At 56.6% G+C, this 26,319-nt stretch carries 31 protein-coding genes and 3 tRNA genes; 16 read left to right on the top strand and 18 right to left on the bottom strand.

Annotated elements, in window-relative coordinates; translation table 11 throughout:
• Nucleotides 1-7: 7 nt before the first annotated feature.
• Entirely contained in the window at nt 8-808 is an 801-nt protein-coding gene (locus QPL96_RS08520) for an SDR family NAD(P)-dependent oxidoreductase (protein ID WP_303286963.1), read from the bottom strand.
• Nucleotides 809-1,264: 456 nt separating this feature from the next.
• Nucleotides 1,265-1,417: a hypothetical protein gene (locus QPL96_RS08515; protein WP_303287046.1), complete on the bottom strand. Its 153-nt coding sequence runs from the start codon at nt 1,415-1,417 to the stop codon at nt 1,265-1,267.
• Between the two features lie 221 nt (nt 1,418-1,638).
• Between QPL96_RS08515 and QPL96_RS08510 the strand changes: the two genes are divergently transcribed.
• Nucleotides 1,639-2,508 (top strand): delta-class carbonic anhydrase, encoded by an 870-nt coding sequence (locus QPL96_RS08510; protein ID WP_303286962.1) that lies wholly within the window; start codon nt 1,639-1,641, stop codon nt 2,506-2,508.
• A 201-nt stretch (nt 2,509-2,709) separates the two neighbouring features.
• Here the strand turns inward: QPL96_RS08510 and QPL96_RS08505 are convergent.
• Nucleotides 2,710-2,783, bottom strand: a tRNA-Cys gene (locus QPL96_RS08505).
• A gap of 60 nt (nt 2,784-2,843) precedes the next feature.
• Nucleotides 2,844-2,919, bottom strand: a tRNA-Gly gene (locus QPL96_RS08500).
• 287 nt (nt 2,920-3,206) lie between these two features.
• On the opposite strand from QPL96_RS08500, the gene QPL96_RS08495 reads away from it, so the two are divergent.
• The 4 genes from QPL96_RS08495 to QPL96_RS08480 are packed head-to-tail and all read left to right on the top strand — an operon-like array spanning nt 3,207 to nt 6,737.
• Nucleotides 3,207-4,310 (top strand): ABC transporter permease, encoded by a 1,104-nt coding sequence (locus QPL96_RS08495; protein WP_303287044.1) that lies wholly within the window; start codon nt 3,207-3,209, stop codon nt 4,308-4,310.
• A gap of 11 nt (nt 4,311-4,321) precedes the next feature.
• Nucleotides 4,322-5,143 (top strand): ABC transporter ATP-binding protein, encoded by an 822-nt coding sequence (locus QPL96_RS08490; RefSeq protein ID WP_303286961.1) that lies wholly within the window; start codon nt 4,322-4,324, stop codon nt 5,141-5,143.
• Between the two features lie 5 nt (nt 5,144-5,148).
• On the top strand, nt 5,149-6,087 hold the full coding sequence (locus QPL96_RS08485; RefSeq protein WP_303286960.1) for an MlaD family protein: 939 nt from the start codon (nt 5,149-5,151) through the stop codon (nt 6,085-6,087).
• Nucleotides 6,084-6,737, top strand: coding sequence for an ABC-type transport auxiliary lipoprotein family protein (locus QPL96_RS08480; protein ID WP_303286959.1), 654 nt, complete (start codon nt 6,084-6,086; stop codon nt 6,735-6,737). Before QPL96_RS08485 ends, QPL96_RS08480 begins: the two co-directional genes overlap by 4 nt.
• On the opposite strand, the gene pgsA is transcribed toward QPL96_RS08480, so the two are convergent.
• The 6 genes from pgsA to QPL96_RS08450 form a co-directional block, all read right to left on the bottom strand.
• Nucleotides 6,670-7,248 (bottom strand): CDP-diacylglycerol--glycerol-3-phosphate 3-phosphatidyltransferase, encoded by a 579-nt coding sequence (pgsA, locus tag QPL96_RS08475; RefSeq protein WP_303286958.1) that lies wholly within the window; start codon nt 7,246-7,248, stop codon nt 6,670-6,672. The genes QPL96_RS08480 and pgsA overlap by 68 nt on opposite strands.
• 7 nt (nt 7,249-7,255) lie before the next feature.
• Nucleotides 7,256-9,118 (bottom strand): excinuclease ABC subunit UvrC, encoded by a 1,863-nt coding sequence (gene uvrC / locus QPL96_RS08470; RefSeq protein ID WP_303286957.1) that lies wholly within the window; start codon nt 9,116-9,118, stop codon nt 7,256-7,258.
• Complete coding sequence (gene uvrY / locus QPL96_RS08465; RefSeq protein ID WP_303286956.1) at nt 9,102-9,764, bottom strand: UvrY/SirA/GacA family response regulator transcription factor; 663 nt, start codon at nt 9,762-9,764, stop codon at nt 9,102-9,104. Before uvrY ends, uvrC begins: the two co-directional genes overlap by 17 nt.
• A gap of 100 nt (nt 9,765-9,864) precedes the next feature.
• Nucleotides 9,865-10,116 (bottom strand): hypothetical protein, encoded by a 252-nt coding sequence (locus QPL96_RS08460; RefSeq protein ID WP_303286955.1) that lies wholly within the window; start codon nt 10,114-10,116, stop codon nt 9,865-9,867.
• A gap of 85 nt (nt 10,117-10,201) precedes the next feature.
• On the bottom strand, nt 10,202-11,821 hold the full coding sequence (locus QPL96_RS08455; RefSeq protein ID WP_303286954.1) for a methyl-accepting chemotaxis protein: 1,620 nt from the start codon (nt 11,819-11,821) through the stop codon (nt 10,202-10,204).
• Between the two features lie 127 nt (nt 11,822-11,948).
• A complete protein-coding gene (locus QPL96_RS08450) occupies nt 11,949-12,353 on the bottom strand; it encodes a DUF1330 domain-containing protein (protein ID WP_303286953.1) in 405 nt (134 codons plus the stop codon).
• On the opposite strand from QPL96_RS08450, the gene QPL96_RS19450 reads away from it, so the two are divergent.
• Both QPL96_RS19450 and QPL96_RS08445 read left to right on the top strand, forming a co-directional pair.
• Entirely contained in the window at nt 12,343-12,393 is a 51-nt protein-coding gene (locus tag QPL96_RS19450; RefSeq protein ID WP_368388909.1) for a hypothetical protein, read from the top strand. The genes QPL96_RS08450 and QPL96_RS19450 overlap by 11 nt on opposite strands.
• 161 nt (nt 12,394-12,554) lie before the next feature.
• Nucleotides 12,555-13,502, top strand: coding sequence for an AEC family transporter (locus tag QPL96_RS08445; protein ID WP_303286952.1), 948 nt, complete (start codon nt 12,555-12,557; stop codon nt 13,500-13,502).
• Here the strand turns inward: QPL96_RS08445 and QPL96_RS08440 are convergent.
• Nucleotides 13,499-14,272: a fructosamine kinase family protein gene (locus QPL96_RS08440; protein ID WP_303286951.1), complete on the bottom strand. Its 774-nt coding sequence runs from the start codon at nt 14,270-14,272 to the stop codon at nt 13,499-13,501. The genes QPL96_RS08445 and QPL96_RS08440 overlap by 4 nt on opposite strands.
• A gap of 85 nt (nt 14,273-14,357) precedes the next feature.
• On the opposite strand from QPL96_RS08440, the gene QPL96_RS08435 reads away from it, so the two are divergent.
• On the top strand, nt 14,358-14,633 hold the full coding sequence (locus tag QPL96_RS08435) for an acylphosphatase (protein ID WP_303286950.1): 276 nt from the start codon (nt 14,358-14,360) through the stop codon (nt 14,631-14,633).
• On the opposite strand, the gene QPL96_RS08430 is transcribed toward QPL96_RS08435, so the two are convergent.
• Nucleotides 14,630-15,223 carry a GNAT family N-acetyltransferase gene (locus QPL96_RS08430; protein WP_303286949.1) on the bottom strand — a complete coding sequence of 198 codons (594 nt, stop codon included), beginning with the start codon at nt 15,221-15,223 and terminating at the stop codon, nt 14,630-14,632. The genes QPL96_RS08435 and QPL96_RS08430 overlap by 4 nt on opposite strands.
• Before the next feature lie 27 nt (nt 15,224-15,250).
• Here QPL96_RS08430 and QPL96_RS08425 point away from each other — a divergent pair, with 27 nt between their 5' ends.
• Entirely contained in the window at nt 15,251-15,856 is a 606-nt protein-coding gene (locus tag QPL96_RS08425) for a DUF938 domain-containing protein (protein ID WP_303286948.1), read from the top strand.
• Nucleotides 15,857-16,058: 202 nt separating this feature from the next.
• On the opposite strand, the gene QPL96_RS08420 is transcribed toward QPL96_RS08425, so the two are convergent.
• A tRNA-Ser gene (locus QPL96_RS08420) sits at nt 16,059-16,149 on the bottom strand.
• 242 nt (nt 16,150-16,391) lie between these two features.
• Here QPL96_RS08420 and QPL96_RS08415 point away from each other — a divergent pair.
• Complete coding sequence (locus QPL96_RS08415) at nt 16,392-16,922, top strand: isochorismatase family protein (RefSeq protein WP_303286947.1); 531 nt, start codon at nt 16,392-16,394, stop codon at nt 16,920-16,922.
• A 68-nt stretch (nt 16,923-16,990) separates the two neighbouring features.
• Complete coding sequence (locus QPL96_RS08410; RefSeq protein WP_303286946.1) at nt 16,991-17,650, top strand: cupin domain-containing protein; 660 nt, start codon at nt 16,991-16,993, stop codon at nt 17,648-17,650.
• Between the two features lie 62 nt (nt 17,651-17,712).
• Here the strand turns inward: QPL96_RS08410 and QPL96_RS08405 are convergent, their stop codons facing one another.
• The 4 genes from QPL96_RS08405 to QPL96_RS08390 all read right to left on the bottom strand — a co-directional run bounded on the left by QPL96_RS08405 (nt 17,713) and on the right by QPL96_RS08390 (nt 20,885).
• The gene (locus QPL96_RS08405) at nt 17,713-18,039 is read right to left on the bottom strand and encodes a hypothetical protein (protein ID WP_303286945.1); all 327 of its coding nucleotides are present in this window, start codon (nt 18,037-18,039) and stop codon (nt 17,713-17,715) included.
• 107 nt (nt 18,040-18,146) lie between these two features.
• Nucleotides 18,147-19,049 carry a LysR family transcriptional regulator gene (locus QPL96_RS08400; protein ID WP_303286944.1) on the bottom strand — a complete coding sequence of 301 codons (903 nt, stop codon included), beginning with the start codon at nt 19,047-19,049 and terminating at the stop codon, nt 18,147-18,149.
• Between the two features lie 41 nt (nt 19,050-19,090).
• Nucleotides 19,091-19,918, bottom strand: coding sequence for a protein-glutamate O-methyltransferase CheR (locus QPL96_RS08395; protein WP_303286943.1), 828 nt, complete (start codon nt 19,916-19,918; stop codon nt 19,091-19,093).
• Between the two features lie 37 nt (nt 19,919-19,955).
• Entirely contained in the window at nt 19,956-20,885 is a 930-nt protein-coding gene (locus QPL96_RS08390) for a chemotaxis protein CheV (protein ID WP_303286942.1), read from the bottom strand.
• Between the two features lie 199 nt (nt 20,886-21,084).
• On the opposite strand from QPL96_RS08390, the gene flgA reads away from it, so the two are divergent.
• The 3 genes from flgA to QPL96_RS08375 all read left to right on the top strand — a co-directional run bounded on the left by flgA (nt 21,085) and on the right by QPL96_RS08375 (nt 22,750).
• Complete coding sequence (gene flgA, locus QPL96_RS08385; RefSeq protein ID WP_303286941.1) at nt 21,085-21,786, top strand: flagellar basal body P-ring formation chaperone FlgA; 702 nt, start codon at nt 21,085-21,087, stop codon at nt 21,784-21,786.
• Between the two features lie 159 nt (nt 21,787-21,945).
• Nucleotides 21,946-22,272, top strand: a complete 327-nt coding sequence (flgM, locus tag QPL96_RS08380; RefSeq protein WP_303286940.1) for a flagellar biosynthesis anti-sigma factor FlgM — start codon at nt 21,946-21,948, stop codon at nt 22,270-22,272.
• A gap of 7 nt (nt 22,273-22,279) precedes the next feature.
• Nucleotides 22,280-22,750 carry a flagella synthesis protein FlgN gene (locus tag QPL96_RS08375; RefSeq protein ID WP_303286939.1) on the top strand — a complete coding sequence of 157 codons (471 nt, stop codon included), beginning with the start codon at nt 22,280-22,282 and terminating at the stop codon, nt 22,748-22,750.
• A gap of 31 nt (nt 22,751-22,781) precedes the next feature.
• Here QPL96_RS08375 and QPL96_RS08370 read toward each other — a convergent pair whose 3' ends face one another.
• On the bottom strand, nt 22,782-23,540 hold the full coding sequence (locus QPL96_RS08370; protein ID WP_303286938.1) for a pilus assembly protein PilB: 759 nt from the start codon (nt 23,538-23,540) through the stop codon (nt 22,782-22,784).
• A gap of 220 nt (nt 23,541-23,760) precedes the next feature.
• On the opposite strand from QPL96_RS08370, the gene QPL96_RS08365 reads away from it, so the two are divergent.
• Together QPL96_RS08365 and mnmC are read left to right on the top strand one after the other, a co-directional pair.
• A complete protein-coding gene (locus tag QPL96_RS08365) occupies nt 23,761-24,381 on the top strand; it encodes a peptidylprolyl isomerase (RefSeq protein WP_303286937.1) in 621 nt (206 codons plus the stop codon).
• A 4-nt stretch (nt 24,382-24,385) separates the two neighbouring features.
• Nucleotides 24,386-26,275 (top strand): bifunctional tRNA (5-methylaminomethyl-2-thiouridine)(34)-methyltransferase MnmD/FAD-dependent 5-carboxymethylaminomethyl-2-thiouridine(34) oxidoreductase MnmC, encoded by a 1,890-nt coding sequence (gene mnmC, locus QPL96_RS08360; RefSeq protein WP_368388908.1) that lies wholly within the window; start codon nt 24,386-24,388, stop codon nt 26,273-26,275.
• The last annotated feature ends 44 nt before the right edge of the window (nt 26,276-26,319 follow it).

Here is a 26,319-nt window from a genome sequence, read left to right as displayed (position 1 = left end):
CCACTCCTTACAGCGAGGATTGAAGATGACCACCATCCACCACAAGGGTGCTGCCGGTCATGTAGTCGGAAAGTCCTGAAGCCAGAAGCAGCAACGGACCGCTGAGATCATCGGCCTGCCCCAGACGACGCTGGGGGATGCGGCGGATCATTTTCTGGCCGGGTTCACTGGCGAAGAAATCACGGTTCAGGTCGGTTTCAATGTACCCCGGTGCCAGCGCGTTGACGCGGATACCGTAACGGGCCCATTCCAGCGCAAGGGCACGGGTCAGTTGCTCAACACCGGCCTTTGCGGCGGCATAGGGCGCCACGTTGCCGGCCACCCGATGGCCAAGGATGGAAGAAATCATGATGATGCTGCCGCCCTGGTTGATTGCGCAGAGGCGGCGCGCCGCTTCATTGCTGACCAGCCAGCAACCTTTGAGATTGGTGTCGATCACCCGGTCCCAGTCCGAACCGGCCAGGTCCAGGGCCTTCTTGCTGGTCGCCACGCCGGCATTGGAAACCACGACATCGGGGGTGGCGATGTCACCGGCCATGGTGTCGAACGCTTCAGTGACGCTTGCCTCGTCGGTGACATCCATGGTGACCACATGGATGCGGTCGGCATGCTCGGGAAATGCACCCTTGAGGGACTCCAGTGCCTCGCGGCGGCGGCCACTGACAATGACCGTGGCACCGGCCTCCAGCAGACATCGGGTAAAGCTGTGGCCCAGGCCGCCAGCCGCACCCGTAACCAGTGCAGTCTTGCCGTCAACGCGCAGGGGACGGTTTGTATTACCAGGGTTCGTATTATTGGAATTGTTCATATTTCGACCTCCGGAACATAAAAATAGAACGAGCGCTCGAATTATTCAAGCTTTAGATCGAACCAGGACCCGGAAACCAAAAATACCCCGGGGCTTTGAATTACGACCAAACCCGGATCGTGAGCACACTCATTGCGTACACAAATTGTGTAAAGGTTATGCAGACAATCAATGTCCGGGAAATCCGGGAAAAACTCTCAAATCTTCTTTTGTTTCTGGAGAGGTCCTGGAAGATATATTCCTCGACGCCCAAAGCAATGCAGTCATGAGGGGAAAGTCAGAAACTTCCGGTTCGACGCTCCTGGGCTTTTAACTGCTGTGTCGCGTTACTCATGGTATTCCCTGTTCAAAGATCAAACTTGACGGGTCTAGAGTGAAAATCAGGCCAATAGGAGAAGGGCGGTAACCCAACCGTTAAATCTGGTGCACTGGTTGCCCACGGCATCCAGTGCTTGTTCAAGTATCACCGGGCCGCGGAGCTTTCACTTTGTTCGGTGGCAGGTTGTACTGGCTGGTGGTGTTGACCACATGGGCCTTGAGCATCGCCCCGTGCTGGACGATGCGATCAATTTCAGGATAATGGCGGTGAGTGCTATGGTAAAAGTTCATGAGTTTTCACCCTTGTTGTGCTTCGTTGCCTTCCAGCTTGGCGGGCAACCACTAGGCTGAGGAGAAAACTCAATCAGTATCAATACGCGTCACTCGGACGGCCTTTTCGCCACTTTGCTCCGTAAAGCCCGCCAGTGTGCTCCGGGTTAGCGAGTCGTCACCTCCCCCAGCGCCAATAAGACAGACTCTCAACATCCACTAACTAAATAGGAGTTAAAATAATGGAAGCAAAAACGCTTTTCGTTCTAGCAACTGTGGCACTAATGCCATTTAACGTGATCGCCAAAGACACGCTATCTAGCGGTCAAGATCCAGTCTCGGATGAAGTCATTGCCCAGCAACGGGACAAGTTGGCAAAAAATACTGAGGGCAAGGGGTTTGGGCCTCAATCACCACGCGATATTGACTCGGTCAACGGTAGTAACAGTGTTGCTTTCAACGCTGCCCCTGCGTATTCGCAGATGAATCTGTGTAATATACACTTTCACAAAAATGCGGAGCACAAAGGCGGTGAATTCACCAAGTATGCCGGTAATGGTGATGGCCACGGATATCTGAGCGGTTACCAGTATTCAGGGCAATTGACAAAGGCGGAGTTATCCCCTCTCGACCACGAAGTATGCCCAAGCAAACACGGCAGCCTTTATCCTGGAGACACGATTGAGGTCCACTACGTACACTCAACCGCTCAGATAAATCCAGGACCAACTTTGGGTTCTTGTTTCAACGACTCGATTAAGAATCCGCAATTGCGCGTAGAGACTCAAGTTTATGTCCTCGTTAATGACAAAAGTGCAGGTAATTTCGGCGAACTAACCCAGTACGGAGAGAGAAACGGATTTCAACAAGCATTGAATATCCCTAACGATACCGGAACTTCTGTTCAATACGCCGGTTCCACCACAGGGCCTGGTTACAATGAAAAAGGCTCTCCTTTTCAGGTTGCCTGGGGCGTTCGCCCCAAAGTCGCTAAGGTCAATATTGAGTCGGTTGGCAAGTGGTGCAAAGGCAATGCCTTCGATGAAGACCATGCTCATGGGGTAAGAAATCTTGTCATGAACCCGGATCTCCTGTCCAAAATCACGCGATAGTGTTCGCGGAAAGGCCCAAGAATCGCTAACAGGGTCAATTAAGTCGGACTGTGTTGTCAGCGGCTGCGCTACGCTCGCCACTGACAACAGACCACGAGGGCTAACCCCCTAAAAATACTTTGGGTGTAATTTGGATATTTTTCGGGTGAGGAAATCAACAGAACTGAAATGCCATAAGGCATTGGTTTTTTGACATAAAAATGGAGGCGCGGGTCGGAATCGAACCGGCGTACACGGAGTTGCAGTCCGCTGCATAACCACTCTGCCACCGCGCCGGGAAAGATCGAAGAAATCGGATCTTTGTGCTCTCAGGTGGGCATTGAGAGACTTGAAATTGGAGCGGGAAACGAGATTCGAACTCGCGACCCCAACCTTGGCAAGGTTGTGCTCTACCAACTGAGCTATTCCCGCTCTTCGCCAAGAGGCATTGCCCCGTCAACGGCTGCGTATTCTACGGATTACCGTTCAGGCGTCAATAGTTTTTTATCAAGGTTTTGTTTTATGGGGGTTTGTGGGTAAAGTTTGGCCTATCACGAACACAAGATACGATGAAGCAGCTTCCCCACTGGCAGAGATTCACCGCACTCTCTAAGCTAGTGACTGGCCAGTAACATCACTTATGGATTCGACAGAACGTGCCCAGTCCCGTTTCTTCCAAGCAGACCGATCCACAAAGACCTTTCTCCGGCCCGGGCTCCGTGACCGTTGAAGCCGGCACCCTCAGGGTCGCCGGTGACTGGTTACTGAGCCATTACCGGGCGCTGACATCGGTGGCGTCTTCTGTGTCTGTACAAGAGATCAGCAGGTTACCGGTTGACCTCTCCCGATTGGACCGGATTGATACCGCCGGCGCCTCACAGCTGGCCTCGTTGGTCGGGCCGGACCGCTTGCTGGAAGCGGCATCGGCCCCCGGAGAGTTACCCCGCGAGAAATCCGCCCTGATTGCGGCCGTCTGCGAAGCGATGAAAGACCAGCCCCCACCGGGCCGTGCGACCCCCTCCCTGCTCTGGAGCTTTATCACCGGAACCGGCCAGAAGGTGGAAAGCATCTTCCGGCTGCTGTGGATTCTCGTGGGCTTTATCGGCCAGACCCTGGCTACTCTGGTCTGGAACCTGCCCAGGCCAGGACGCTGGCGAATGACGCCGTTTGTAGCGGCTGTTCATGATACCGGGCTGAATGCACTGCCCATCGTGGCATTGCTCACTTTTCTGGTCGGTGCCGTTGTGGCCTTCCTTGGCGCCACGGTACTGGAGAGCTTCGGCGCTACCATTTATACCGTCAACCTGGTGGCATTTTCATTCCTCCGGGAGTTCGGTGTGCTCCTCGCTGCCATTCTTCTGGCCGGCCGCACCGCCAGCGCTTTTACGGCACACATAGGCGCCATGAAGGTTAATGAAGAGCTGGATGCCATTCGCACCCTGGGGCTCAATCCCATTGAACTACTGGTACTGCCACGGGTAATGGCTATGATGGTCAGCCTGCCGATTCTTACCTTTGTCGGAATGATCTCGGGGATAGTTGGCGGGGCCGTGGTGTGTGCCCTGGTGCTGGATATCTCGCCCATTCAGTTCATGGCCATTGCTGAGCGCGATATTGCACTGAAGCATTTCCTGGTGGGTCTGGTTAAAGCTCCGGTTTTTGCCTTTCTGATAGCGGTTATCGGCTGCCTTGAGGGATTCAAGGTTGAAGGCAGTGCGCAATCCGTTGGGGAACACACAACCGCCAGTGTCGTCCAGTCTATTTTCATGGTCATTCTGCTGGACTCCATTGCTGCACTATTCTTTATGGAAATGGGCTGGTAATCATGGCGCTGATGAGTGCAACCCTAAAAACCAAAATCGCTACGGAACCCGTGATCGAAGTGCGCGAACTGTGCAACCGGTTCGGTGACCATATTGTCCATGAAAACCTGGAACTGGACCTTCTCAGGGGCGAAATTCTGGGCGTGGTTGGTGGCTCGGGAACCGGTAAAACCGTGCTCCTGCGAAGTATTGTCGGGCTCATCGCGCCCACCTCCGGCCATATTCGGGTCTTTGACCAGGACCTTACACAACTCCCGGCGAGGGCCCGTTCTAGGGTTGAGCAACGATTTGGCGTTCTGTTCCAGGGGGGCGCCCTGTTCACCTCCCTAAACCTGCAGGAGAATATCGCGGTACCCCTGATTGAACACGCCGGACTGAAAAGGCCGGAGGCGGAAAAGCTGGCAGGAATGAAACTGGCACTTACCGGGCTACCACCGGAGGCCGCCGTGAAATACCCGTCTGAACTCTCCGGTGGCATGGTCAAACGGGCGAGCCTGGCAAGAGCGCTGGCCCTGGATCCCGAAATCCTGTTTCTGGACGAGCCCACCGCCGGGCTGGACCCCATCGGCGCCGCTGGCTTCGACCGCCTCATTGTGACGCTACGGGACGCCCTTGGGCTGACGGTATTCCTGGTCACCCATGACCTCGACACTCTGTATTCAACCTGTGACAGGGTTGCGGTACTGTCACAGCGCCGCGTGCTGGTAGCTGATACTCTGGAGACGGTTGCCACCATGGAGGACACGTGGATTCAGGACTATTTTAACGGCCCCCGCGGCCGCGCAGCCAGTTACGCCTTCAGGGATCATTCACAGATACGAAATCAGGAGTAGTCACCATGGAGCCCAGGGCCCATCACCTGATCATTGGCCTGTTCACCATCATCGCGTTCGGGGCAGCCCTGATTTTTTCCCTGTGGCTGGCAAAATCATCTGCCGACCGGGAATGGGCTTACTACGAAATTGTCTTTGACCACGCTGTCAGCGGTCTGGCTGAAGGTAATCCGGTTCTTTACAGCGGCGTGCAGGTGGGTGATGTGATGACGCTGACCCTCGACTCAGAAAACCCTGGTCGTGTCCGGGTGATTGTTCGGGTTGATCAGTCTGTACCCATTCGTGACAACACCAAGGCAGGGCTCGTGCTGGCGAACATTACCGGGAGCATGAGTGTGCAGTTCAGTGGTGGCACCCCCGACCGGCCTGTACTTAAGGGGGATCGCGACAATCCCCCGGTGATCGTAGCGGCGCCCTCTGCATTCAATAGTCTCCTTACCAACGGCGAGCAACTCCTGGCCAAGGCGGACCTCCTGCTTACCAACGCCACCAAACTGTTGTCCGGGGATAACCTTGAGAACATGGCAGCCATTGCGCAGAACACCCGTGAAGCCACCGACGCCCTGATCGCCCGCCGGGAGCAGCTGTCGGCTCTGCTGGACCGGTTTGATGCTGCCGGCACTCGTGCCGAGGAGGCTGCCATCAAGGTTTCCCGGGTCTCGGATAACGCCAATGAATTGCTGCAGACTGACGGACGGCGGGTTCTGAAGTCCATGGATAAAACCCTAGAGGTTATTTACACCACCATGTCCAGAATCGATCAGCTGACGCGCGACAACCGGGGCGCCATGGATTCCGGGCTTCAGGGGATGGGTGAGCTAGCGCCTGCGCTGAGAGAGCTCAGGTCCACCCTGCGCAGCCTGAATCAGTTTACCCGCCGCCTGGAACAGGATCCCACGGGCACGCTGTTCGGTAATGAAACAATGAAGGAGTTGGCACCGTGACATTGAGCGCAATCGTCAGGCTTACGCTTATTCTTGGTATCGCCCTGGCCGGCGGCTGCACGGTGTTTCCGAACCCGGACCCACCCCGTGTTATGGACTTGGCTCTGCCCGAAGCAATCCAGCAGTCCGGGCAACCGGTTTCGGCCTCCCTTCGCGTCGATACACCCTACGCCTCAGAGCCTTTCAATGGTTCGCTGATTCTGGCCAAGCCAACGCCCCGGGAGTTCAGGGCCTATGAAGGTGTTCGCTGGCGGGATACGATGCCGGCGATGGCCCGGGACATGCTGGTCAGTACGCTTCGCCAGAGTGGCGCCTACACCAGGGTTATTACCGACACCAACCCGACCCAGGCGGAGCTTACCCTGGTAACAGAACTTTCGGGCTTTCACGCGGAGAATCCGGAATCCGAACCAGAGGTGGTAATTGAGCTGCACCTTCAGATGATTCACAACCGATCAAGGGCAAGCCTGTGCACCCGCCATGTCCGGGTTGAGGAGCCTGCTTCGGGCACGTCTGTTGACCAGATTGTTGAAGCCTTCGGCGCCGCTGGCAGCGACCTCGCCGCCAGGGTTATTGAATGGGCTACGAAGTGTGACTATCCGTCTCACCTGCCACCTTCTCCGGAAACAGATCAGCCCAGGCAGCCTTAAGATACAGCACCATGGACCACAGTGTGAGAGTTGCGGCGATGTAGAGCAGTGCCAGCGCAACATCGGCCCAGGGAACGCCGGGAGGAAACGCCAGCAACCCCACAATGGCAGCCATCTGCGCCGTTGTTTTGATCTTGCCGATGTAAGAGACGGCAACGCTGGCACGGCTGCCGATTTCCGCCATCCACTCACGCAGGGCGGAAATGACGATTTCCCGGCCAATAATAACGGTAGCCGGAATGGTCAGCAAAATTGCGGAATGCTCCTCGATGAGCACCGCCAGAGCCACGGCCACCATCAGCTTGTCAGCCACCGGATCAAGAAAGGCGCCAAACGGGGTGCTCTGGTCGAGCTTTCGGGCCAGGTATCCGTCCAGCCAGTCCGTGGCCGCTGCCAGCGCGAAAATTGCGGCACTCACGAGGTAGCTCCACCCCACCGGCAGGTAAAAAATCACCACAAACACCGGGATCATGATGATGCGTGAGAGCGTGAGGATATTAGGTATATTCATGCCGTCCTTACTCGTCGTGCAGTGCTGCGTATATGGTTTCCGCCAGTGACTTGCTGATGCCCGGCACCTTGGCCATTTCATCAACCCCGGCTTTACGGATTTCCTGTATGCCCCCGAAATATCGGATCAGGTCGCGGCGCTTCTTAGGCCCCACCCCTTCAATGCCTTCCAGTGTAGACTGCCGGCGCTTTTTGTCCCTTCGTGCCCGATGCCCGGTGATGGCGAAGCGATGTGACTCATCCCGGATGTGCTGGATCAGGTGCAGCGCCGGAGAATCCGCCGGCACCCGGAACAGGTCGCCGGTCATGGCGTCAATGAGCTGCTCCATGCCCGCGCGACGGGTCACGCCCTTGGCGACACCGATCAGCGGTATATCGGAAATCTCAAGCTCATCAAACACTTCCCGGGCAATGTTCAACTGTCCTTTACCGCCATCGATAAAGACCAGATCCGGGCGTTTGCCGTCTCCGGTCACCATCCGTTTGTAGCGGCGGCTCAGGACCTGGCGCATGGCGGCATAGTCATCGCCGGCGGTCACGCCCCCGATATTGTATAGGCGGTAATCGCTCTTCAGAGGGCCATTCTCATCGAAAACCACGCAGGATGCGACGGTATTTTCCCCATGGCTGTGGCTGATATCAAAGCATTCCATGCGTGAAGGCGTTTCCGGTAATTCCAGCAAATCACGCAGGGCCAGTAGCCGCCGGTACACGGTCTCCTTACTGGCAAGATGCGTGAGCAGGGTCTGGCGGGCGTTGGTCATGGCCAGTTCAAGCCATCGGCGCCGTTCACCGCGGACATTGCCACGAATCCGGGTTTCCCGGTTGGCGGACTCGGTGAGTGCCCGGGCGAGCAACTCCTGGCCCTCCACTTCAACCGGCACAAGGACATCCCGCGGAATCTCCCGGCGGGTGCTACCGCCAAAATAATACTGGCCAAGGAAGGCACTGAGCAGCTCGCCTTCGGTCTGTTCGATGGAGTATCGGGGAAAGTAGTCCTTGGTGCCCAGCACCCGGCCGCCACGAACAACGATAACCACAATACAGACAACCCCGGCATCCTGGGCAATGGCGACCACATCGGCATCTCCGCCTTCGCCATCCACCGACTGCTGTTCCTGAACGTGGCGCAGGTGGTTGATCTGGTCCCGGTAGGCCGCCGCCTTCTCAAATTCGAGGCTCTTCGAGGCCGCCTCCATGGCGTTCATCAGGTCATGGATGATGGCGGGGTTCTTCCCCTCCAGAAACATGGTCGCGTGGCGGATGTCCTGCTGGTATTCCTCCGGCGTGACATAGCCCACACAGGGGGCGGTACAGCGGTTGATCTGATACTGCAGACAGGGTCGCGTCCGATTCCTGAAATAACTTTCACTACAGGATCTTATGCGAAAAACCTTTTGTAGAACATTAAGGCTTTCCTTGACCGCTCCGGAGCTGGGAAACGGCCCGAACCAGGTTCCACCGCCTTTCTTGGTGCGTCCCCGACGAAACGTCAGCGAGGGATAGTCGCTGTGGGAGGACAGGTAGATATAGGGATAGGACTTATCGTCCCGGAGAAGAATATTATACGGGGGGCGCAACGACTTGATCAGGTTCTGCTCAAGCAGCAGGGCCTCGGTTTCACTGCCGGTAATCGTGACTTCGATTGCGGTAATTTTTGCAACCAGTGCTTCGGTTTTCGGCGCCAGGCCAGTCTTGCGGAAGTAGCTGCCGACCCGCTTTTTCAGATTACGGGCCTTGCCGACGTACAGCACCGAGCCACCCTCGTCATACATTCGGTAGACGCCGGGCCGCTCCGTGAGTCGCTTCAGGAAGCTCTTGCTGTCAAACTCCCCTATATTGTTACTCTCAGGGTCAGACCTTGTCGGCATCAAGCAACCCGAGCCGCACTGCCATCAGGGCCAATTCAACATCACTGGAAATTTCCAGTTTCTCGAAAATCCGGTAGCGATAGCTGTTGACCGTTTTCGGGCTCAGGCACAGCTTGTCGGAAATGTCCTGCACTTTCTGGCAGCCTACGACCATCATCGCAATCTGCATTTCCCGCTCTGAAAGCCGGTCAAACAGCGTCAGTTCACCGTCTTCGTCGCGGTCGCCGCCGCCAAGCTGTTTCAGCGCCATTTTCTGGGCGATTTCCGGGCTGATGTAGCGCTGCCCCGTATGGGCCATGCGAATGGCGCGAACCATCTCCCTGATGTCTGCGCCCTTGGTTATATAAGCCGTGGCACCGCTTTGCATCACGCGGGCCGGATAGGGGTCGTCCGCGCAGGCGGTAACAACAATCACACGAAGGGAATCATCAATCCGGAGGATGCGGCGGGTCGCCTCAAGCCCCCCGATGCCGGGCATACGGATGTCCATCAGGACAATGTCCGGACGCTGCTTGCGCACAAAATCAATCGCGTCCTCTCCGGAGGAAGCCTGCCCGATGACTTCTATGTCCGGGTTATCCGCCAGCATCCGGGTAATACCGGATCTCACCAGATCGTGGTCATCAACAACCAGTACCCTGATCAAAATTCACCTCGCACATGGCTTTCGGGAAAACAGCGCGATTGTAACGTTTAGTTCCGGCCCCGGGTAGGTGCAAGCCTAAATACCATAACAGACATGCCGCCTATGCAGGCACATCCAGGCCCGCGGCATTCTCTACGGGGTCAAACCAGACCACCAGATCGCCCCGGCGAACCGCAGCCAGCACTCGATTCCGTTCACCCATGGGGTTTTCGGTGTCGTTCAGTCCGTGAAAACGGGTGCAGTACTCTTCCACCAGGCCCAGAAGCTGATCCTCCGTTAACAGCCCGGTATCAACGGTAAACTTTTCCTGCCTGGGATCCTGCTGGGGCTGATGTTCGGTGCTGCTTGTCATACTACCTCCTGTGGGACCACCATAGTAAGGATAATAGCGGTGAGACAAAAGTCCGGCAGAACACACCGGGCGGGCTGCGCGTCTGTCAGACGTTTTCTCCGGCGGTCCTGAACCGAGCGATCAATTTTCGCATCGAAACGGATTCCTGCCTCAGGGCTTCGCTGATGGTTCGGGTCTGCTCAACACTACGGATCAATAAATCGGCGCTTTCATCGAGCGCCCTGGAACGGCGGCCCACCCGCCCGATCTCATCTCGCTGTAGCGCCACGGCAGAACTGATCTCGGCACTGTGGCTCTCCAGATCAACGAACTGCCCTTTCAACGATTCGAGGTGGCTCTTGAGTGCTGCCAGGTGTTCACGGTTGCTTTGGCCCGCCTCACGCATCTCGTCCAACTGGTCATCAACACTGCTGACTCCGGACACCAGATCCTGAACCCATTGGGAAATATCCCGGGTGGAATCGGACGTGCGGCGGGAAAGAGTCCGTACTTCATCGGCCACCACAGCAAAACCCCGGCCATACTCACCAGCCCGGGCCGCCTCAATAGCCGCGTTCAGGGCCAACAAATTGGTCTGCTCTGCAATATCCGCAATCACGCCGATTACCTGCTCAATCTTGCCGGTGGACTCGTTCAGGGCATGAATGGAACCGGAGACACGGGAAATCACATCCACCGTGTGTTCAGCCGCCGCTTCACTGTTCGTAAGCCGGTTCTGGACTTCGTCGTTAGCTGCAACCGCTGTTTTCACCGTGCTACCCGACTCGTCCGTGGCCCGCTGAATCGCCGAGACCTGATCGGCAATCGCCGCCATAGACTGGCTGACGTCATGGATCTGCTTCCGGGTGTTCTCAGACGCAGCCTGGAGCGACTCTGCACCGCTATCCAGGGCACCGGAGCGTTCATCCAGACTACCAGCGGCAGAGCGGATGTCTCTGATGAAATGCTCAAATCGGGAGACCAGCCCACCCAGTGCCTTTGCCACCCCGGCCACCTCGTCCCGCCCCTTCAGAACCGGTACCCGGGTCAGGTCTGCGTTTTTCTCCATGGCAACGAGATCGCGCTCCATCCACTGTAGTCGCAGGATCACGGACTGTCTCAGCCACCATGTCATGGCCACGACAATGAGCAGGAAGGACACGGAACCGGCGACCAGGAAGTTTTGTTGCCCCGAGAGGAACGAAAGCAATTCGTCGGCCCCGGTCGAAACCGATCCACGGCTTTCGATCTGGCGCTCGCTGATAGCCTCGAGCATCGGCTCCATCGTAGGGAACAAGTCAAAATCCACGACCTGCCCGACACGATAATAACTTTTCTCTCCAATACCCTCTTTCATCCGGGCCATCAGGGCCTGGACCCGTTTAAAGTTCTCCCTGTTCACGTTCGCCCAGCGTTTTAAGCCCTCCTCGGCCTCCAGTCTGGCCCAGTGCCCAGGCAACAGGTTTTCCAACCGGCTGAACTCCGTCTCAATCTCATCCCAGAGCAACAATTGGGCCTTGATCTTGAAGGCGAGATTCTGAAGGTGGCGATGATCCTGCTCCAGGTCAGCCAGTAGCCAAGTTTCATTAAGGTTGGTTTGGATCAGGGTTTCGGAGGCGCCCTCTGCTTTCAGGATAATGCTCCAGGAGAGAGCAGCGAGTCCTGCCAGGGCAAAGGCCGAGAGAAAAGCGAAAAACAAAATCCGGGTTCTTACTGTGCCGAACATGACAACTCCAACAGCGGGCTATGCCGCGGATGGTATGCCAATTTTGTGACCCTTTTATTGCAATCGTTGCGTCAGAAAATCATCTTCACTGTTCGGCTACCTGCCGCCGGACGCGGCGTTTGGTGTGCTAGATTCTGCCCTCAACGCTCGCCACAAGCCGGGAATCCTTCAGTGCCGCGGTGCGGTGCCTGACAACACCCTTGTATTCAGTGCTTTCGATCATGGCCATAAAGGCATCTATGGAGGGGTAGCGAACCAGGACAATCTGGTCCCAGGACTCATCCGGTGGCGCAATCAGCGAGCCGGCACTGCGGCCGGACCAGATAACCTCTGCGCCCACGGATTCCACACAGGCGGCGGCCTCCTTCATATACAGCTTATAGGCCTCCCGGCCGGACCGCTCCGGCGCCTCTTCCTTGTAACTGGCCCGTTCACGGAAACGCAGCAGGTTCAACATAACCACCGGCTGATCCTTGGGGGTATCCGCCAGTACCTTCTGCAGTTGCTCGGGCGTGGGATTAATGGCGTCCATCCTTATCCTCTTATTCTCATGGTTACGGCGCCTACTATAGCCTAGCCCCGATGGATGAACGCAAGGGTTTTCGTTACCTTTCATTCAGGCGGCCACCGGCCGGTGATCAAGGGAAAACCTGATGCCGTTAGGACTCCCAGCTTCCTCCTCGCTTATAATTCCTGTAATCGGTTTATACTCCTCTACCCAAGGCCGCCTTTGATGCCCCTGATTAACCTATTCCTGCAAACCATGGAAACCACACTGCCCGTGTTTGCCATGGTGTTTATTGGCCTCGGGCTTCGAAAGATCGGCTGGATTGACAATGCATTTGTGAACACGGCCTCAGCTCTGGTCTTCAAGGCGACCCTGCCGACCCTGGTATTCCTGAGCATCATCCGGGCCGATCTTGGGACCGCGTTCAATCCCGGGCTTCTGGTGTTTTACCTGGGCGCAACCCTGGCGAGCTTCGCAGCAACCTGGCTCTGGGCCCGCTGGCGCGTTGCCCGGGAAGACCGAAGCGTCTATGTTCAGGGCGCATTCCGGGGCAACTGCGGCATCGTCGGCCTGGCCCTCGCTGCCAACCTTTACGGGGACTTCGGCCTGTCTGCCGGGGGCATCCTGCTTGGACTGGTAATAATTTCCTACAACATACTCTCTGTGATCGTGCTGGTTGCCTACCAGCCCGGCCAGACCACGGACTGGCGGAAGATCTTTCACGATATTGTCCGGAACCCGCTCATCCTGGCGGTGGTTTTGGCCATTCCCGTTGCCGCCCTGGAAATCACACTACCAGGCTGGATAATGACAAGCGGTGACTATTTTGCTTCCCTGACCCTACCGCTCGCCCTACTCTGCATTGGCGCAACGGTATCGCTCAGCTCAATTCGAAGTGACAGCAAAACCGCGTTCAGCTCCAGCCTGATGAAGATGGTGACATTGCCCGCCCTGAGTACAGCTGCGGCCTGGCTTGTGGGCTTTCGTGGCCCCGAGCTGGGCCTGATGTTCCTATTCTTCGCCAGCCCCACCGCCGCGGCCAGTTTCGTGATGGTTAAGGCCTTGGGCGGCAATGATCGGCTGGCAGCCAATATCATTGCCCTGACCACCCTGTTGGCAAGTATTACCGTGACCCTGGGAGTATTCGTATTGCGAAGCGCAGGGCTGATCTAGGCCTTGCCACGGCCTACTGCTTCAATCGCGGCGAAACCAGCCTGGCAGCCTACCAGGTAACCGCCGCCAAACAGGTTGTAGTGGTTCAGGTAGTGGTAGAGGTTATAGATCTCGCGCTTCATGCCATAAACGTGCGTTCTTGGGTAAATCGCGCCGTAGGCCCTGTAGAACGCCTCCCCGAAGCCGCCAAACATTTCAGTCATGGCGATATCCGCCTCGCGGTCACCGCAGTAAACAGCGGGATCAATCAGCCAGGGGCCATCAGCGCCATAGAGCACGTTGCCATTCCAGAGGTCACCATGAAGCAGACTCGGGTGCTCACAATGGGCGTTCAGCCAATCAGTCAGCGTGGCCCCGTGCTCATCCAGAACCTTCTGGAAACGACTCCTCTGGCCCGCATCGCGGACACGTGAGACCTGGTAACCGAGACGGTCCCGAACGAAGAACTCGCCCCAGCTGTCACACCAGCGATTGGGTTGCGGTGACAGGCCAATGTAATTGTCCCGCCCCCAGCCGTAGTTCTTCTGACACAGAGCATGCATTCTGGCCAGCCCTTCGCCCAATACCGCGCGAGCCCAATCTGAGGCACCTGACGACTGTATGGCGGTGATTTCGAGTTCGTTTTCATCCACCCGGTGAACGCGCGGGACGCCAATGCCCATCACACCGGCCTCATCGAGTGCGCTGGCAAGGTATTCCAGGCCCTCAGCCTCGCAGATCAGGGCATCGGCGTAGCCGGTCGAGTTGTGTTTCAGATGCGTATTGGCCATCGGCACCCGCGCTCCTTGAAGTTGTGCTGCCCGAACCGGTAGATTGAAATAAAGCCTGACACGACACAATGAGCGGGGGCAAACCATGGACACCAAACGCTGGCAACTTCTCATATCCGGGCGGGTACAGGGCGTTTACTACCGCGCTTCCACGGAACAGAAGGCGTCCTCCCTGGGCCTGACCGGTTTCGCCCGCAATCTTCCCGATGGTCGGGTCGAGATTATCGCCGAAGGGCCCGAAGACCGGCTGGATCAACTGAAAACCTGGTGCGCGGAAGGGCCACCGGATGCCAGAGTGGACGCGGTTGATATCGCCCCGGAGTCCCCCACCGGGGAATTCAGCAATTTCAGTGTGCGCTAGGCAATTCGTTTGAGCCAGAAGGTCATTGGCTTGCCAGTTTCTTCCGGCTGGCCCACATCCTTCCAGGTGTAGGTAGTGGCCAGCTCCGGTACCTTGCGATAGCCGCGATTGTGCCAGAACTGGTCCAGGGGCTGGTAGCCGGCCGGCCTCAACGGATGGTCTGAGGGCCGCTCTACCGCGCAGAACCAGCAGTGCGTGAAACGACCCTGCTCCCGGGCATGGCCTTCCCGGTGGTCAAAAAAGGCCACCCCGATGCCCTGCCCCCGGTAATCCGGCAGCAGCACCGACTCGCCGAAATAGAAAATCTTTTCCGGATCATAACCCTGCTCGATAAACGGCCCTTTGAATTCTTCCGTTTCGTGATCCATCGGGATACCGGTTGCGGCACCAATAACCGACTCTCCATCCATTGCCAGAACGAACAGGCTCTCTGGCGAGCGGGCGTAGGTATCCAGATACTTACGTTCGTAGGCCATATCGCCGTCGTACAGGTAGGGAAAGCTGCGGAACACTTCGATTCGCAGACGTGCGAGATCATCAATGTATGAGTTAATCTGATCACCGCTGAGCCGGATCATCGATACCGCCATCTAATACCCCCTTTCAAAAGGTCGAGCATGCAACAGGACAAGCCGTTTTCCCAAGCCTGCGAGAACAATAAAGCGCCGATTCTGGAAAAACTGAAGGCACTTTTCAAACAGCCAGGCACCATTCTGGAGATTGGCACAGGCACCGGCCAGCACGCTGTGCACTTTGCCAGCCACTTGCCGCACCTGGTGTGGCAGCCCACCGATCATCCCAACAATGCCCAGCTCTCTCGGGCGTGGATCGATGACTCGGAGCTCACCAATATCAACGCGCCCCTGGCCCTGGACGTGCTCGGTGGAAGCTGGGCCGATCTGCCCGCCATCGACGGCGCGTTTTCTGCCAATACCGCCCATATCATGGGCTGGCAGGAGGTTCAGGCAATGTTTCGCGGTGTCTCGGAGGTGTTGCCGAAAGGGGGAATCTTCTGTCTGTATGGGCCGTTCAGCTATGGCGGTCGGCACACCAGTGAGAGCAATGCGCGGTTTGATCTATCGTTGAGAACGCAGGCGCCGCATATGGGGATACGGGATATGGAGGATCTGAAGGTGCTTGCTGAGGAAACCGGCTTTGTGCTCGAGGAGGATTTCGGGATGCCGGCTAATAATCGGTTGTTGGTATGGAGGAGGACGGAATGAGAAACCAGCGCCCCTTCGATTGCCGGAACCTGGAGAGGGAGGGATTATTCGGGCCTTTGGCCCTCACCCCTTCGGGGCCGTCGTCGCTTTGCTCCGACGTTCCTCAGCCTGCTTTGCAGACTTCGGTCGAACCCACGAGGGTTCTTTCTACCCTCCCTCTCCGCCAATAAAAAACCCCAGCATTTCTGCTGGGGTTTTGTATTGGCGGAGAGGGAGGGATTCGAACCCTCGATACGCTATTAACGTATACACACTTTCCAGGCGTGCGCCTTCAGCCACTCGGCCACCTCTCCAATAAACCGTTTCAAATCAGCGATGTCGTCACTGATTTGAGGGCGCAAACTTTAATGGTTTTACAGGCAATTGGCAACTCCCTTTGGAAAAATCGCCAAAAAATTTCAGGAATCGCCGACATTTCTGTTTACCGGTTGGACAGATTCAGGACTATGGTTAATGATGCCGGCAATAATGGACCAGCGGGCCATGGCGGGTACCTTTGGTCACCAGATGCGATATAGAGACGAGGAGAATAACAATGCTGATGAAAGCCGAGCAATCGACATTACTGCTGATCGACGTACAGGAAAAGCTCATGCCAGCCATAAGCCACGGTGAAGAGGTGGCTGACCGGTGTATTACGCTTGCAACCATAGCTGGCCTGATGGAAGTGCCGGTACTGGCCACCGAACAGCTTCCTGACAAGCTGGGCCATAATGTTGAGGCGATTCGGGAGCTTTGTCATCTGACTCTGGCGAAACACCATTTTGACGCCTGTCCCGACGGGCTCGTCGATCACCTTCCCGAAGGCCGGCAACACATCGTAATGGGCGGTTGCGAGACCCATGTCTGCATGATGCAGACCGCCCTCAGTCTTGTCGACGCCGGCTACAAGGTCTGGGTGGTGGCTGATGCCACGGGCTCGCGGAACGAGTTTGACCGTGACGTAGCCCTGGATCGCCTGTGCGAGAGCGGAGCACGGGTCGTGACCCTTGAAATGGTGGCATTCGAGTGGATGCGCCATTGCAAACACCCGCAATTCAGGAACATCCAGGCGCTGATCAAGTGAATGCACCCAGCACAGCGATGCCGACGTAAACCGGGCCCCGAAACCCCACTCAGTGCTTGAGGTTAGCGATGCTCAACATGGATTTTACCCGTAAGATCGTGATCCGGACTGCCGAGCAGGAATGGATTCCCAGCCCTGCCGGCGGTGTACTCAGAAAACCCCTGGCCAGAGAAGAAGCGGAGCGCGGGCACGCAACCAGCGTTGTTCGTTATGAGCCCGGAGCCTCATTCAAGCGGCACGAGCACCCACTCGGCGAGGAAATTCTGGTTCTCGACGGCGTGTTTTCCGATGAAACCGGCGACTATCCGGCAGGAACTTACATGCGCAACCCGCCAGGAAGTGGCCACGCCCCGTTCAGCAAGGAAGGCTGCACCCTGCTGGTGAAACTGCATCAGTTCAATGAGCGGGATCAGTCAACGGTGCGTATCGACACCACCAATACGCCCTGGCTCCCTGGCATTGGGGGCTTGCAGGTTATGCCCCTGCATGAGTTCGAGCATGAGCATGTTGCCCTGGTGAAATGGCCAGCAAATGAAGTCTTCCAGCCGCACAGACACTTCGGAGGCGAAGAGATTTTCGTACTGTCCGGGGAATTCCGCGACGAACATGGCCGCTACCCTGAGGGCACCTGGATTCGAAGCTCCCACCTGAGCCGGCACCACCCGTTCGTAGACAGAGAGACGATCATCTGGGTCAAAACAGGCCACCTACCGGTTAAAGCCCGATAAAAAGGGCCCCGAAGGACCCCAGGAATGGTTAGAGATCGCTGTGTGTTGCCAGCTGTGACTGCTTAACGGTCGGTCGCGACTTCGTGTGCGGGTCTGAAGACTGTTTCCTCTCCGGCCGGCACCGCGAACACGTGGTACGCCTCCGGACCAAACGGATCCAGTGCCGTATCAACATACTCAAAGCTGTCTGGCACAGGCTCTCCCGAGAAAGCGACGCGGAACTGCCGCTCCAGGGTGGGAGTGGTGACGTTCAAGGGCTGCTCCACCCAGAGGTAGACGGCCTTGTGGGGCACGATATATTCGCTGCGCACCACCCTGTAACCCTCTTTGAGCGTGAGCGTGGTAGGCTCCTTGCCCGGTTCCAGACGGAATTTGTGGATCGTCTTCATAGCTACTGCTCCTCTTCGGGTTGCTGCCTTTCATAAATCCATAATGGCCGGGAACACAGATCGATAAAATAAAATTTCCTGAGGTTTTTACATCGTTTTTTTCGAAGTTACTTCGGACTCTGAAAGTCGGGACGGGCCTCGCAGATAGCCCTGACGCCCTCATGGGCAATTTTTCGGCCACGGGTAATTGCAAAAAGCTCATCCACGACGCCGTTGATTGAGGCGATTTCCTCAACCTCATACTGTCGGCAGACCTCCTCCCGAATGACTGTCGGGGCCACAAACACGCCATAGCCCTGGCTTCCGAATACTTTGATCAATGCGCTGTCGTCTATCCGCGCAACAAGCTTCATCCGCACGCCATTGAGGGAAAACCAGTTCATAAGACGCTCAAAGTACGGTGCATCCGTAGCGTTGGCCAGCAGCGACTGACCATTGAGGGATTCCGGGAATCCGTCTTTCAGCCGGCCTGCCAATGCCGGCGCCGCAAACAGGCTCATGCTTGAGCCTGCCAACGGATGGACAGTAAGAGTGCCGTCCTCCTGAAGCTTTGGCATACAGTCTGTAAGGACCAGATCAAGCTCTTTGCGCTTGAGACTAAGGACCAGGTCTCCAGTGCGGCCCGTCTGGCACTCCAACTGGATTGACCGCTCAACCGCCATCGCCGGTTGCAGGAGATAATAGCCTATCAACTTGTGAATGGATGCGGAAATGCCGGCACGGAGCGGAAGGGGGCGCCCGGAAGGATCAAGCCGCAGGGTTTCAGTGAGCTCGCCGGTAAGCGCAAAAATGTCATCGGCATAACCAAGGATGAATCGCCCCAGATCAGTCAGGATCAGTTGTCGCCGTTCCCGTGAAAACAAACGACCACCGACTGAGGCCTCGAACGTCGCAAGCTGACCGCTAAGAGTCTGTGGCGCCAGTTCCAGAGCTTCGCTGGCCCGGGCAATGGAGCCTTCTCGACTGATCACCCAGAAATAATAGAGATGCCTTAGATTCAGCTGTTCCATTACGACGCCACAATCAGTACCCGGACATTCATGGGCATGGGTTATTTTTTCCTGTAGATAATACCGGGATGGCACTGGACCATCTCGTAAAGGTGAGGCAAACCATTAAGAGATTCAGAGGCACCAAGTACCAGATACCCCTCCGGATTAAGAGTGGCATGAATCCTGGTCAGGATGTCTTTCTTCGATTCCGCCGAGAAATAAATCAGAACGTTACGACACATCACAATATCGAATTTGCCAAGTATGTATCGCTCCAGCAAGTTCAGTTCCTTGAACTCCACCATGGTCTTGATCTGTGGCTTGATTTGCCAGCCACCGTTCAGGGACGGCGTAAAGAACTGTTTCTGTCGCTCCGGTGATAACCCGCGACCAATGGCGATCATCTCGTACTCGCCCTTACGGGCAACCTCAAGCACGCTTTTGGAAATATCAGTTGCGGTGATTCTCACATCACGCAACTTGCCTGGCCGGAGCCTTCGGAACTCCTCCACGATCATGGCAATCGAATAAGGTTCCTGCCCGGTTGAACAAGCGGCAGACCAGATTCGAAGTGGCTGGCTGGAATTGCGCTCTGCAAATTCGGGAAGCAGTTTCTCCCGAAGGATCCGGAACGGATGGTCGTCGCGGAACCACAGGGTTTCATTGGTGGTCATGGCGTCAATAACCACTTCACGCAAGCCACCCCGGCCGGGCCGCCTGAGGCGATCAAGGAGCTCACCGAGCGAGTTCAGGCTGTTCTCCTCGAGAATCCGGCGTAACCGGCTTTTCACCAGGTACTGCTTGTTCTCTCCCAGCAAAATCCCACAGGCATCCTGCAGGAACGACTTGAAGGCTTCATATTCCTGTGGCGTTATATCCGCTTTCATTGAATCTCTGTTCTGAGTGAATCTCTGAGCAGCTTCATCAACCCTGGTCGATGATTTCCATTACCCGCTCGGCGAGTTCGTCCGGACTGAACTTTGCCATGAAGTCGTCGGCACCGACCTTCCTGACCATGGCCTGATTAAAGACCCCACTGAGAGAGGTGTGAAGCATGATAAACATATCAGCAAGGGCCGGATCCCCCTTGAGCTTCGTCACCAGCGTGTAGCCGTCCATCTCCGGCATTTCAACATCGGAAATGATCAGGGAGAAATGATCCTTTGCCCGCGAACCGTCGGCAGTGACTTCCTTCAGGTACTGATAAGCCTGCTTGCCGTCATTCCTGGTGACGACTTCCATTCCGATAGCCGTCAGGCAACGCTCTATCTGGCGACGGGCCACGGACGAATCATCCACCACCAGGATGGGCAGGTGGCCGGGCACCCGATCAGCACTCTTGCTCACCACGGCTTCGGTGACATCCTCACCGAACGGAGAAACTTCTGCAAGAATCTTTTCTACATCAATGATTTCTACCAGCTTGTCATCGATTTTGGTAACAGCGGTAAGATAGACATCCCTTCCAGCACCCTTGGGCGGCGGCAGGATATCCTCCCAGTTCATGTTCATGATCCGGTCAACACCCGTAACCAGGAAGCCCTGGGTTTTACGGTTGTACTCGGTAATGATGACAAAACTGGTTGCCAACTCTTGCTGGGGAATTCCGGGCAATCCAATGGACATGCTCAGATCAATAATCGGAATGGTTTCGCTCCGGATATGGGCGACCCCCCTGACGACGTTCCGGCTATTGGGAATGGATGACAGCTTGGGACATTGCAAAATCTCCTTCACCTTGAAAACGTTAATTCCGTATATCTGACGCCCTCTCAAACGGAAAAGAAGGAGCTCAAGGCGATTCTGCCCTACCAGCTGTGTGCGCTGGTTTACGCTGTCCAACACCCCTGCCATTTTGTTTCTCCTGGCTGGCCGGCTTTACGCCGGCATATATCTTGCTAGCTACTTAATAGACGCTGAATAATCGCCTGATCGACAGAAAACCGTCATCTCAGCAGCGGGTCAGCCAACTTAACGGCCACTTTCCCAGAACCCTTAGCATTGTTCGGGTTTTTCTGCCCTGACATTGACAGCATAGGACAAACTCATACATATGCGCACCACCAATTTTGCCCTACTCCTGCTAATGTCCAGCCTGAGCGGCCCGTTGCTGGCTCAAACCACTGCCGAACAGATCCGGCAGGCCGCCCTGACGTTTCTGGGCGACTTTGCCAACAAACAGACCAGTATGGGCTATACGGTTTCCTTTGAGCCCGAGTCCATCGATAACCGCCTCGCCCTCGCCGAATGCGGACGCCCCCTGAGCGTCGAGTTCAGCGGCGACCCCTGGAAGAGTACAAGCCCGTCCCTGCTGATAGCCTGTGACGGAAACCGCCCCTGGCGAATGTTCGTTACGGCCTCCGTCTCAATCCATGGGTCCGCCCTGATTGCAACCCGCCCCCTGACTCGCGGTGAGCGGATTACCCCAGATCTCGTGACGCACCAGTCCGTGGAGATCAATGCCTCAAGACGCGGAACGATAACCGAAACCGGACAAGCGGTAGGAATGGAGGTTCGGCGATCCATAAATGCCGGTTCTTTGATCACGCCGGATATGCTCTCTGCCCCGGATGCGATAGAGCGTGGGGATCATGTTATCATCACGGCCAGAACCGGCGGATTTTCGGTGCGTTCCCGCGGTAAGGCTCTGGCCAGCGCAGGCATAGGAGAGCAGGTTCTGGTCGAGAATCTGAGTTCCTCACGTACGGTAAAGGCAAACGTTGTCGCCCCCGGCCGTGTTGAGATTCCGATGTAGCCGCGCCTCGGCAGCACTTTGCCGGACCCGGCAAGATTCTGCCGGGCCCGGTGACAGTAGCAAAAAGTTTCTAAAGGTTTCTGCGGTTCCGCCGTTAAGAAGACATAAACTCGAGTAAGCGTCGCAAATGGTTGGCGCATCAGGCAAGCAGGTATCGATATGTCAGTTGACTTCAATGGAATTGGCCCCGGCCAGGTCAACACTCAGAGAACCACGGTCGACAAGGGCGCTGGTGCTCAGAGCAGCCAGCCGGCGACCAACGAGCAGGCAAAAACCCAGACCCTGGGAGCCCGGGGTGAAAACGTAAGCCTGAGCAGTCAGGCCAGGAATCTCAAACAACTGGAACAGAAGCTGGGTGATTATCCTGAGATGGATGATGACCGTATTGAGCAGATCCGTTCCGCTCTCGAAAACGGAACCTACAAAATTGACGCCGAAAAACTGGCCCAGAAAATGCTGGAGATGGATAAAAGCATTTTTGGGTGAGTAAATCATGGCAGCAATCGATGATCTGAAGACACTTCTATCCCAGGATGTCAGCCAACTGGACGCACTCGCTGACATCCTCGGCAGGGAAAAAAACTGCCTTGCCACATCCGATCTCCAGGCTCTGAACGAATTGACCAGAGAGAAAAACGATCTTCTCGGGGCCATTCGTGAGCGGGCAAAGCAGAAAATCCGGACACTGGTTCAGATGGGCTATCGCCCCGAGAGCGGAGAACCCTCCCGTTTTATTCTCAGTGCGGGCCTTTCTGAGCTCTATCAGCTCTGGCAGGAAGCGGACCAGAAACTGCGAGCCTGCCAGACCCTGAACCAGAACAACGGCCGGGTGATCACCCATCTGCAAAAACGCCTGACACGGCTGACCGACATTTTCCGGGGCGCCAACGGCCAGCAGACACTCTACGGAGCACGTGGTGAGCAAACGGCAGTCTCAAGCCGGACAGTGCTCGCAAGCGCCTGAAAACCGCGCTGGTCGTGACTTCTAACCGTTGCTATCGGGTGTAAATGGTCATCCGGGAATCCGGGTGGAACCGGATATCCTGGATGGTTACATTGCCCATTGATGCGCCCTGGCCTCCGGTAACACGGATATTATCCAAGCGGATTTCTTCAATGCGCTCCGGAAAAGCCAGCATCAGCGCCCCGTCTTCCCGAACCGCATAGCGGGGCTCGCCCTCCCGGTAGTGAACGCCGGAAATGGTAAGGTCAGAATCCAGGAAATTCAGAACCGGCACGAAGATATTTGCCGTTAGTTTTATCCCTTCAATAACGTTCGCCGCCGGGCTTCCTCCTTCTTCATCGCGATCAACACCGGCCGGATTCTCCGCCATCGCCCCGATCCGTCCGATCCGCCCCAACAAGGTAGGATCACCCTGCCCCGATACCGCCGCCAGTTCGGTTTCGGTCAGCGGCGCAAGACTCCCTCTCTCATAGAGTTCACCAGCCTCCAACGCCGACTGGGTAGCAGCACCTGCAGTGTTGCTGGCCGCAAACGTCACCAGTGGCTGGAACGGAAGCGTAACCATGGTCACCAGGGCCGCCGCGTTACGATAGCGGGACTGGTGCTTGAGAACCCGGTAAAGTTCCTTTTCCGTGATCCGACCGGTCTGAATAAGCACTTCACCGAGGCGTTGACCGGTTTCGCGCTGAATTCTCAGGCCTTCATCCAACTGGCCTTCAGACAGATACCCGCGATTGACAAGCAATCGCCCAAGGCGTGACTTTTCTTCAAATCCCTGGCGGATTCTCACCCAGTTTCTCCTTATTCATCAGTGAAAACCGTACAACCCTGCCCGGTGAATGTGGTGCAGTCATTCCTGCATCTGAAAAGGTTAGCTGATCACAATCCAATGTGCGTGGATACAGTCCCCGTTTTACAATCACGTTCTGCTAAGATCACACACTGGAAAACAGAATTCATTGAATTGTCGCAGGAAAAGCCCCTGCGAATAACACACAGAGCGGCCGAAAATGACAAATCAGGTAAAACCCTTGAAAAGTGTGACTCACGTACTGTTGATGCTTCTCTCTTTGCTTTTGCCTGCGGGCACTACGCTGGCCCAGAGCAGTAGCCAATCAGCCGATGAACCGCTTCCAAAAGTCCGGATGGTGACCAGCGAAGGTGCCCTTGAACTGCAGCTCCGTCCGGACGTTGCCCCGGCAACCGTTGCCAATTTTCTGGAGTACGCACGGGCCGGATTCTTCGACGGCACCATCTTTCATCGGGTCATTCCCGGCTTCATGATCCAGGGTGGCGGGTTTACCGAAGACCTCTCCCGTAAACCGACCCGCGAGCCCATCAGGAACGAAGCCAGATCCACACTTCCCAACCTCCGTGGAACCATTGCCATGGCCCGAACCAGCTCTCCGGATTCGGCCACGTCACAGTTCTTCATCAACCTGTCAGACAACGATTTCCTCAATGCCGGCGTCCGTGGCCCTGGCTATGCCGTCTTCGGCAAGGTCACCGAGGGCATGGGCGCTGTTGATGCTATCGCCCGCAAGCAGACAACCCGGAAGCGGGGCATGGCCGATGTTCCGGTTGAAACAGTGATCATTGAGAAGGTAACCGTGCTGGATACTGCCGACTGACACCATGAGCCCATCAATGCTGCCTCCCGGAATCGAGCCCGCAGAACTGGTCTGGCGAGAGGGTGTGCCTGAATCTGCCAGGTTTGGTGATGTCTACTTCGACCGTAATAACGGGCTGGAGGAAACGCGCCATGTGTTTCTTTGGCACAACAATGTGCCGGAGCGGTTTGCCAGTGTTGCCCAGGGCGGCCACTTTGTTATCGCAGAGAACGGGTTCGGGACCGGCCTGAATTTTCTGGCAGCGTGGCAGGCCTGGCAGAATCACGGCCCGGCGCATCAGGCAACCCTCCACTTTGTATCAGTCGAACGATTCCCCCTGATCCGGGAGGATCTCATCCGCGCGCTGGCACTGTGGCCGGAGTTGCAGCCCCTGGCTCGGGAGCTCATTCATAAATACCCGCCACTGGTGCGGGGCGTCCACCGCCTGATACTGGCAGAGGGGCGGGTCCGTCTCACCCTCTATTTCGGCGATATCGCCGATGCCTGGCAATCTCTGGATTTTCTTGCCGACGCCTGGTTCATGGACGGCTTTGCTCCCGCACGCAATCCATCCATGTGGCTGGACGAAACGATTGACCAGGTCCGCGCCCACAGCAAGCCCGGCACCACCCTGGCAACCTTTACCGCCGTTGGCAGGGTGCGGCGCGCCCTGGCGGCGGCCGGATTCGACGTGCAGAAGACGCCCGGCTTTGGTCGTAAGCGGGATATGCTCCGGGGCGTGTTACCGGCAGACGGGCAAACGGCGGCGCACAGGCCAGGTTCCATTGCAATCATCGGAGCGGGTATTGCGGGGTGCACCCTGGCTAGAAACCTGGCCGGACGGGGGTTCCCGGTTACCCTGATTGATTCTGCCAACGGGCCCGGCACCGAGGCCTCGGGCAATGTTCAGGGCGCCATGTACGTGAAGCTTGGCGTCGAATTCAATGATCAGACCGAACTGGCGTTACAGGCGCTGACCTATGCCCAGCGCTTCTACGAAACCTGGCGCGGAGAATACTGGCACCCGACTGGCCTGCTCCAGATCGCCCAAACCGCCCGGGAAGCAGACCGGCAGCACCGGTTCCTGCAGCGCAACCTATACCCACGGGAGGTTCTGTATCCGGTGAACAGGGAGCAGGCCCGCGAGCTTTCCGGTGTACCCACGGAATCTGGAGGCCTCTGGTTCCCCGGCAATGGCTGGCTCGAGCCAAAGAGGCTGTGCCAGGCGCTGGCTGACCATCCGACGATAACCCATGCCTGGGGTGTGCATGTGAACCGGTTGCGGCCCTGCGATGGGAAATGGCAGCTATCGGGGGCGCACGGAGCAACCATCGTTGCCGACCGCGTGGTGATCTGTGCAGGACACCACAGTGCCGGACTTATTCCGGTCAAGGGGAAATTCCGGCTTAAAAGCATCCGGGGCCAGGTAACGCACCTGCCGAAGACTGGCCTCCGAAATCCGCGGGTGGTCATTTGTGGCAACCGATACATGAACCCTGCCTTGGGGCAAATCGCCGTAACCGGAGCCACCTTTGACCTGCATAATGCAAACCCTTTAACCACCAGCGAGAGCCATCAGGAAAATATTCGTGAGCTCACGGCGATGTTGCCAGCCATTCTGAAGCGAAAAGATGCCGAAAAACTGGACGTCTCCAACCTGGATGGCCGGGTCGCCTTTCGCTGCACAACCCACGATTATCAGCCCGTGGCCGGCCCGGTTTTTAATGGACAGGACAATGAACTAGAGGGCCTGTTTTTGTTGACAGGCCTTGGCAGCAAAGGTTTAACCTACGCCCCTGTGCTGGCCGAATACCTGGCCGACCGACTGACCGAACAGCCCGCGTGTCTGCCGGCGAAGCTCGCGCGGCGCCTGGAAACCCGACGCCTGTACCAGACGGCTATGGCAATTTCGTAATAAACCTGGCCTGAAGATATCGGGCTGACTGCCGATAACCGGTT

This window comes from Marinobacter sp. SS8-8 (assembly GCF_030540945.1).
Taxonomy (GTDB): domain Bacteria; phylum Pseudomonadota; class Gammaproteobacteria; order Pseudomonadales; family Oleiphilaceae; genus Marinobacter.
The sequence above is the reverse complement of the archived record's forward strand: the minus strand, read 5'-3'. Positions and strand labels throughout refer to the sequence as shown.

Bases quoted from the DNA above. Each gene is read 5' to 3' on its own strand.
- QPL96_RS08520 (WP_303286963.1), bottom strand. From the start codon at position 808: ATGAACAATTCCAATAATACGAACCCTGGTAATACAAACCGTCCCCTG.
- QPL96_RS08515 (WP_303287046.1), bottom strand. From the start codon at position 1,417: ATGAACTTTTACCATAGCACTCACCGCCATTATCCTGAAATTGATCGC.
- QPL96_RS08510 (WP_303286962.1), top strand. From the start codon at position 1,639: ATGGAAGCAAAAACGCTTTTCGTTCTAGCAACTGTGGCACTAATGCCA.
- QPL96_RS08490 (WP_303286961.1), top strand. From the start codon at position 4,322: ATGAGTGCAACCCTAAAAACCAAAATCGCTACGGAACCCGTGATCGAA.
- QPL96_RS08485 (WP_303286960.1), top strand. From the start codon at position 5,149: ATGGAGCCCAGGGCCCATCACCTGATCATTGGCCTGTTCACCATCATC.
- pgsA (WP_303286958.1), bottom strand. From the start codon at position 7,248: ATGAATATACCTAATATCCTCACGCTCTCACGCATCATCATGATCCCG.
- uvrC (WP_303286957.1), bottom strand. From the start codon at position 9,118: ATGCCGACAAGGTCTGACCCTGAGAGTAACAATATAGGGGAGTTTGAC.
- QPL96_RS08460 (WP_303286955.1), bottom strand. From the start codon at position 10,116: ATGACAAGCAGCACCGAACATCAGCCCCAGCAGGATCCCAGGCAGGAA.
- QPL96_RS08455 (WP_303286954.1), bottom strand. From the start codon at position 11,821: ATGTTCGGCACAGTAAGAACCCGGATTTTGTTTTTCGCTTTTCTCTCG.
- QPL96_RS08450 (WP_303286953.1), bottom strand. From the start codon at position 12,353: ATGGACGCCATTAATCCCACGCCCGAGCAACTGCAGAAGGTACTGGCG.
- QPL96_RS08445 (WP_303286952.1), top strand. From the start codon at position 12,555: ATGCCCCTGATTAACCTATTCCTGCAAACCATGGAAACCACACTGCCC.
- QPL96_RS08440 (WP_303286951.1), bottom strand. From the start codon at position 14,272: ATGGCCAATACGCATCTGAAACACAACTCGACCGGCTACGCCGATGCC.
- QPL96_RS08435 (WP_303286950.1), top strand. From the start codon at position 14,358: ATGGACACCAAACGCTGGCAACTTCTCATATCCGGGCGGGTACAGGGC.
- QPL96_RS08430 (WP_303286949.1), bottom strand. From the start codon at position 15,223: ATGGCGGTATCGATGATCCGGCTCAGCGGTGATCAGATTAACTCATAC.
- QPL96_RS08425 (WP_303286948.1), top strand. From the start codon at position 15,251: ATGCAACAGGACAAGCCGTTTTCCCAAGCCTGCGAGAACAATAAAGCG.
- QPL96_RS08415 (WP_303286947.1), top strand. From the start codon at position 16,392: ATGCTGATGAAAGCCGAGCAATCGACATTACTGCTGATCGACGTACAG.
- QPL96_RS08410 (WP_303286946.1), top strand. From the start codon at position 16,991: ATGCTCAACATGGATTTTACCCGTAAGATCGTGATCCGGACTGCCGAG.
- QPL96_RS08405 (WP_303286945.1), bottom strand. From the start codon at position 18,039: ATGAAGACGATCCACAAATTCCGTCTGGAACCGGGCAAGGAGCCTACC.
- QPL96_RS08400 (WP_303286944.1), bottom strand. From the start codon at position 19,049: ATGGAACAGCTGAATCTAAGGCATCTCTATTATTTCTGGGTGATCAGT.
- QPL96_RS08395 (WP_303286943.1), bottom strand. From the start codon at position 19,918: ATGAAAGCGGATATAACGCCACAGGAATATGAAGCCTTCAAGTCGTTC.
- QPL96_RS08390 (WP_303286942.1), bottom strand. From the start codon at position 20,885: ATGGCAGGGGTGTTGGACAGCGTAAACCAGCGCACACAGCTGGTAGGG.
- flgA (WP_303286941.1), top strand. From the start codon at position 21,085: ATGCGCACCACCAATTTTGCCCTACTCCTGCTAATGTCCAGCCTGAGC.
- flgM (WP_303286940.1), top strand. From the start codon at position 21,946: ATGTCAGTTGACTTCAATGGAATTGGCCCCGGCCAGGTCAACACTCAG.
- QPL96_RS08375 (WP_303286939.1), top strand. From the start codon at position 22,280: ATGGCAGCAATCGATGATCTGAAGACACTTCTATCCCAGGATGTCAGC.
- QPL96_RS08365 (WP_303286937.1), top strand. From the start codon at position 23,761: ATGACAAATCAGGTAAAACCCTTGAAAAGTGTGACTCACGTACTGTTG.
- mnmC (WP_368388908.1), top strand. From the start codon at position 24,386: ATGAGCCCATCAATGCTGCCTCCCGGAATCGAGCCCGCAGAACTGGTC.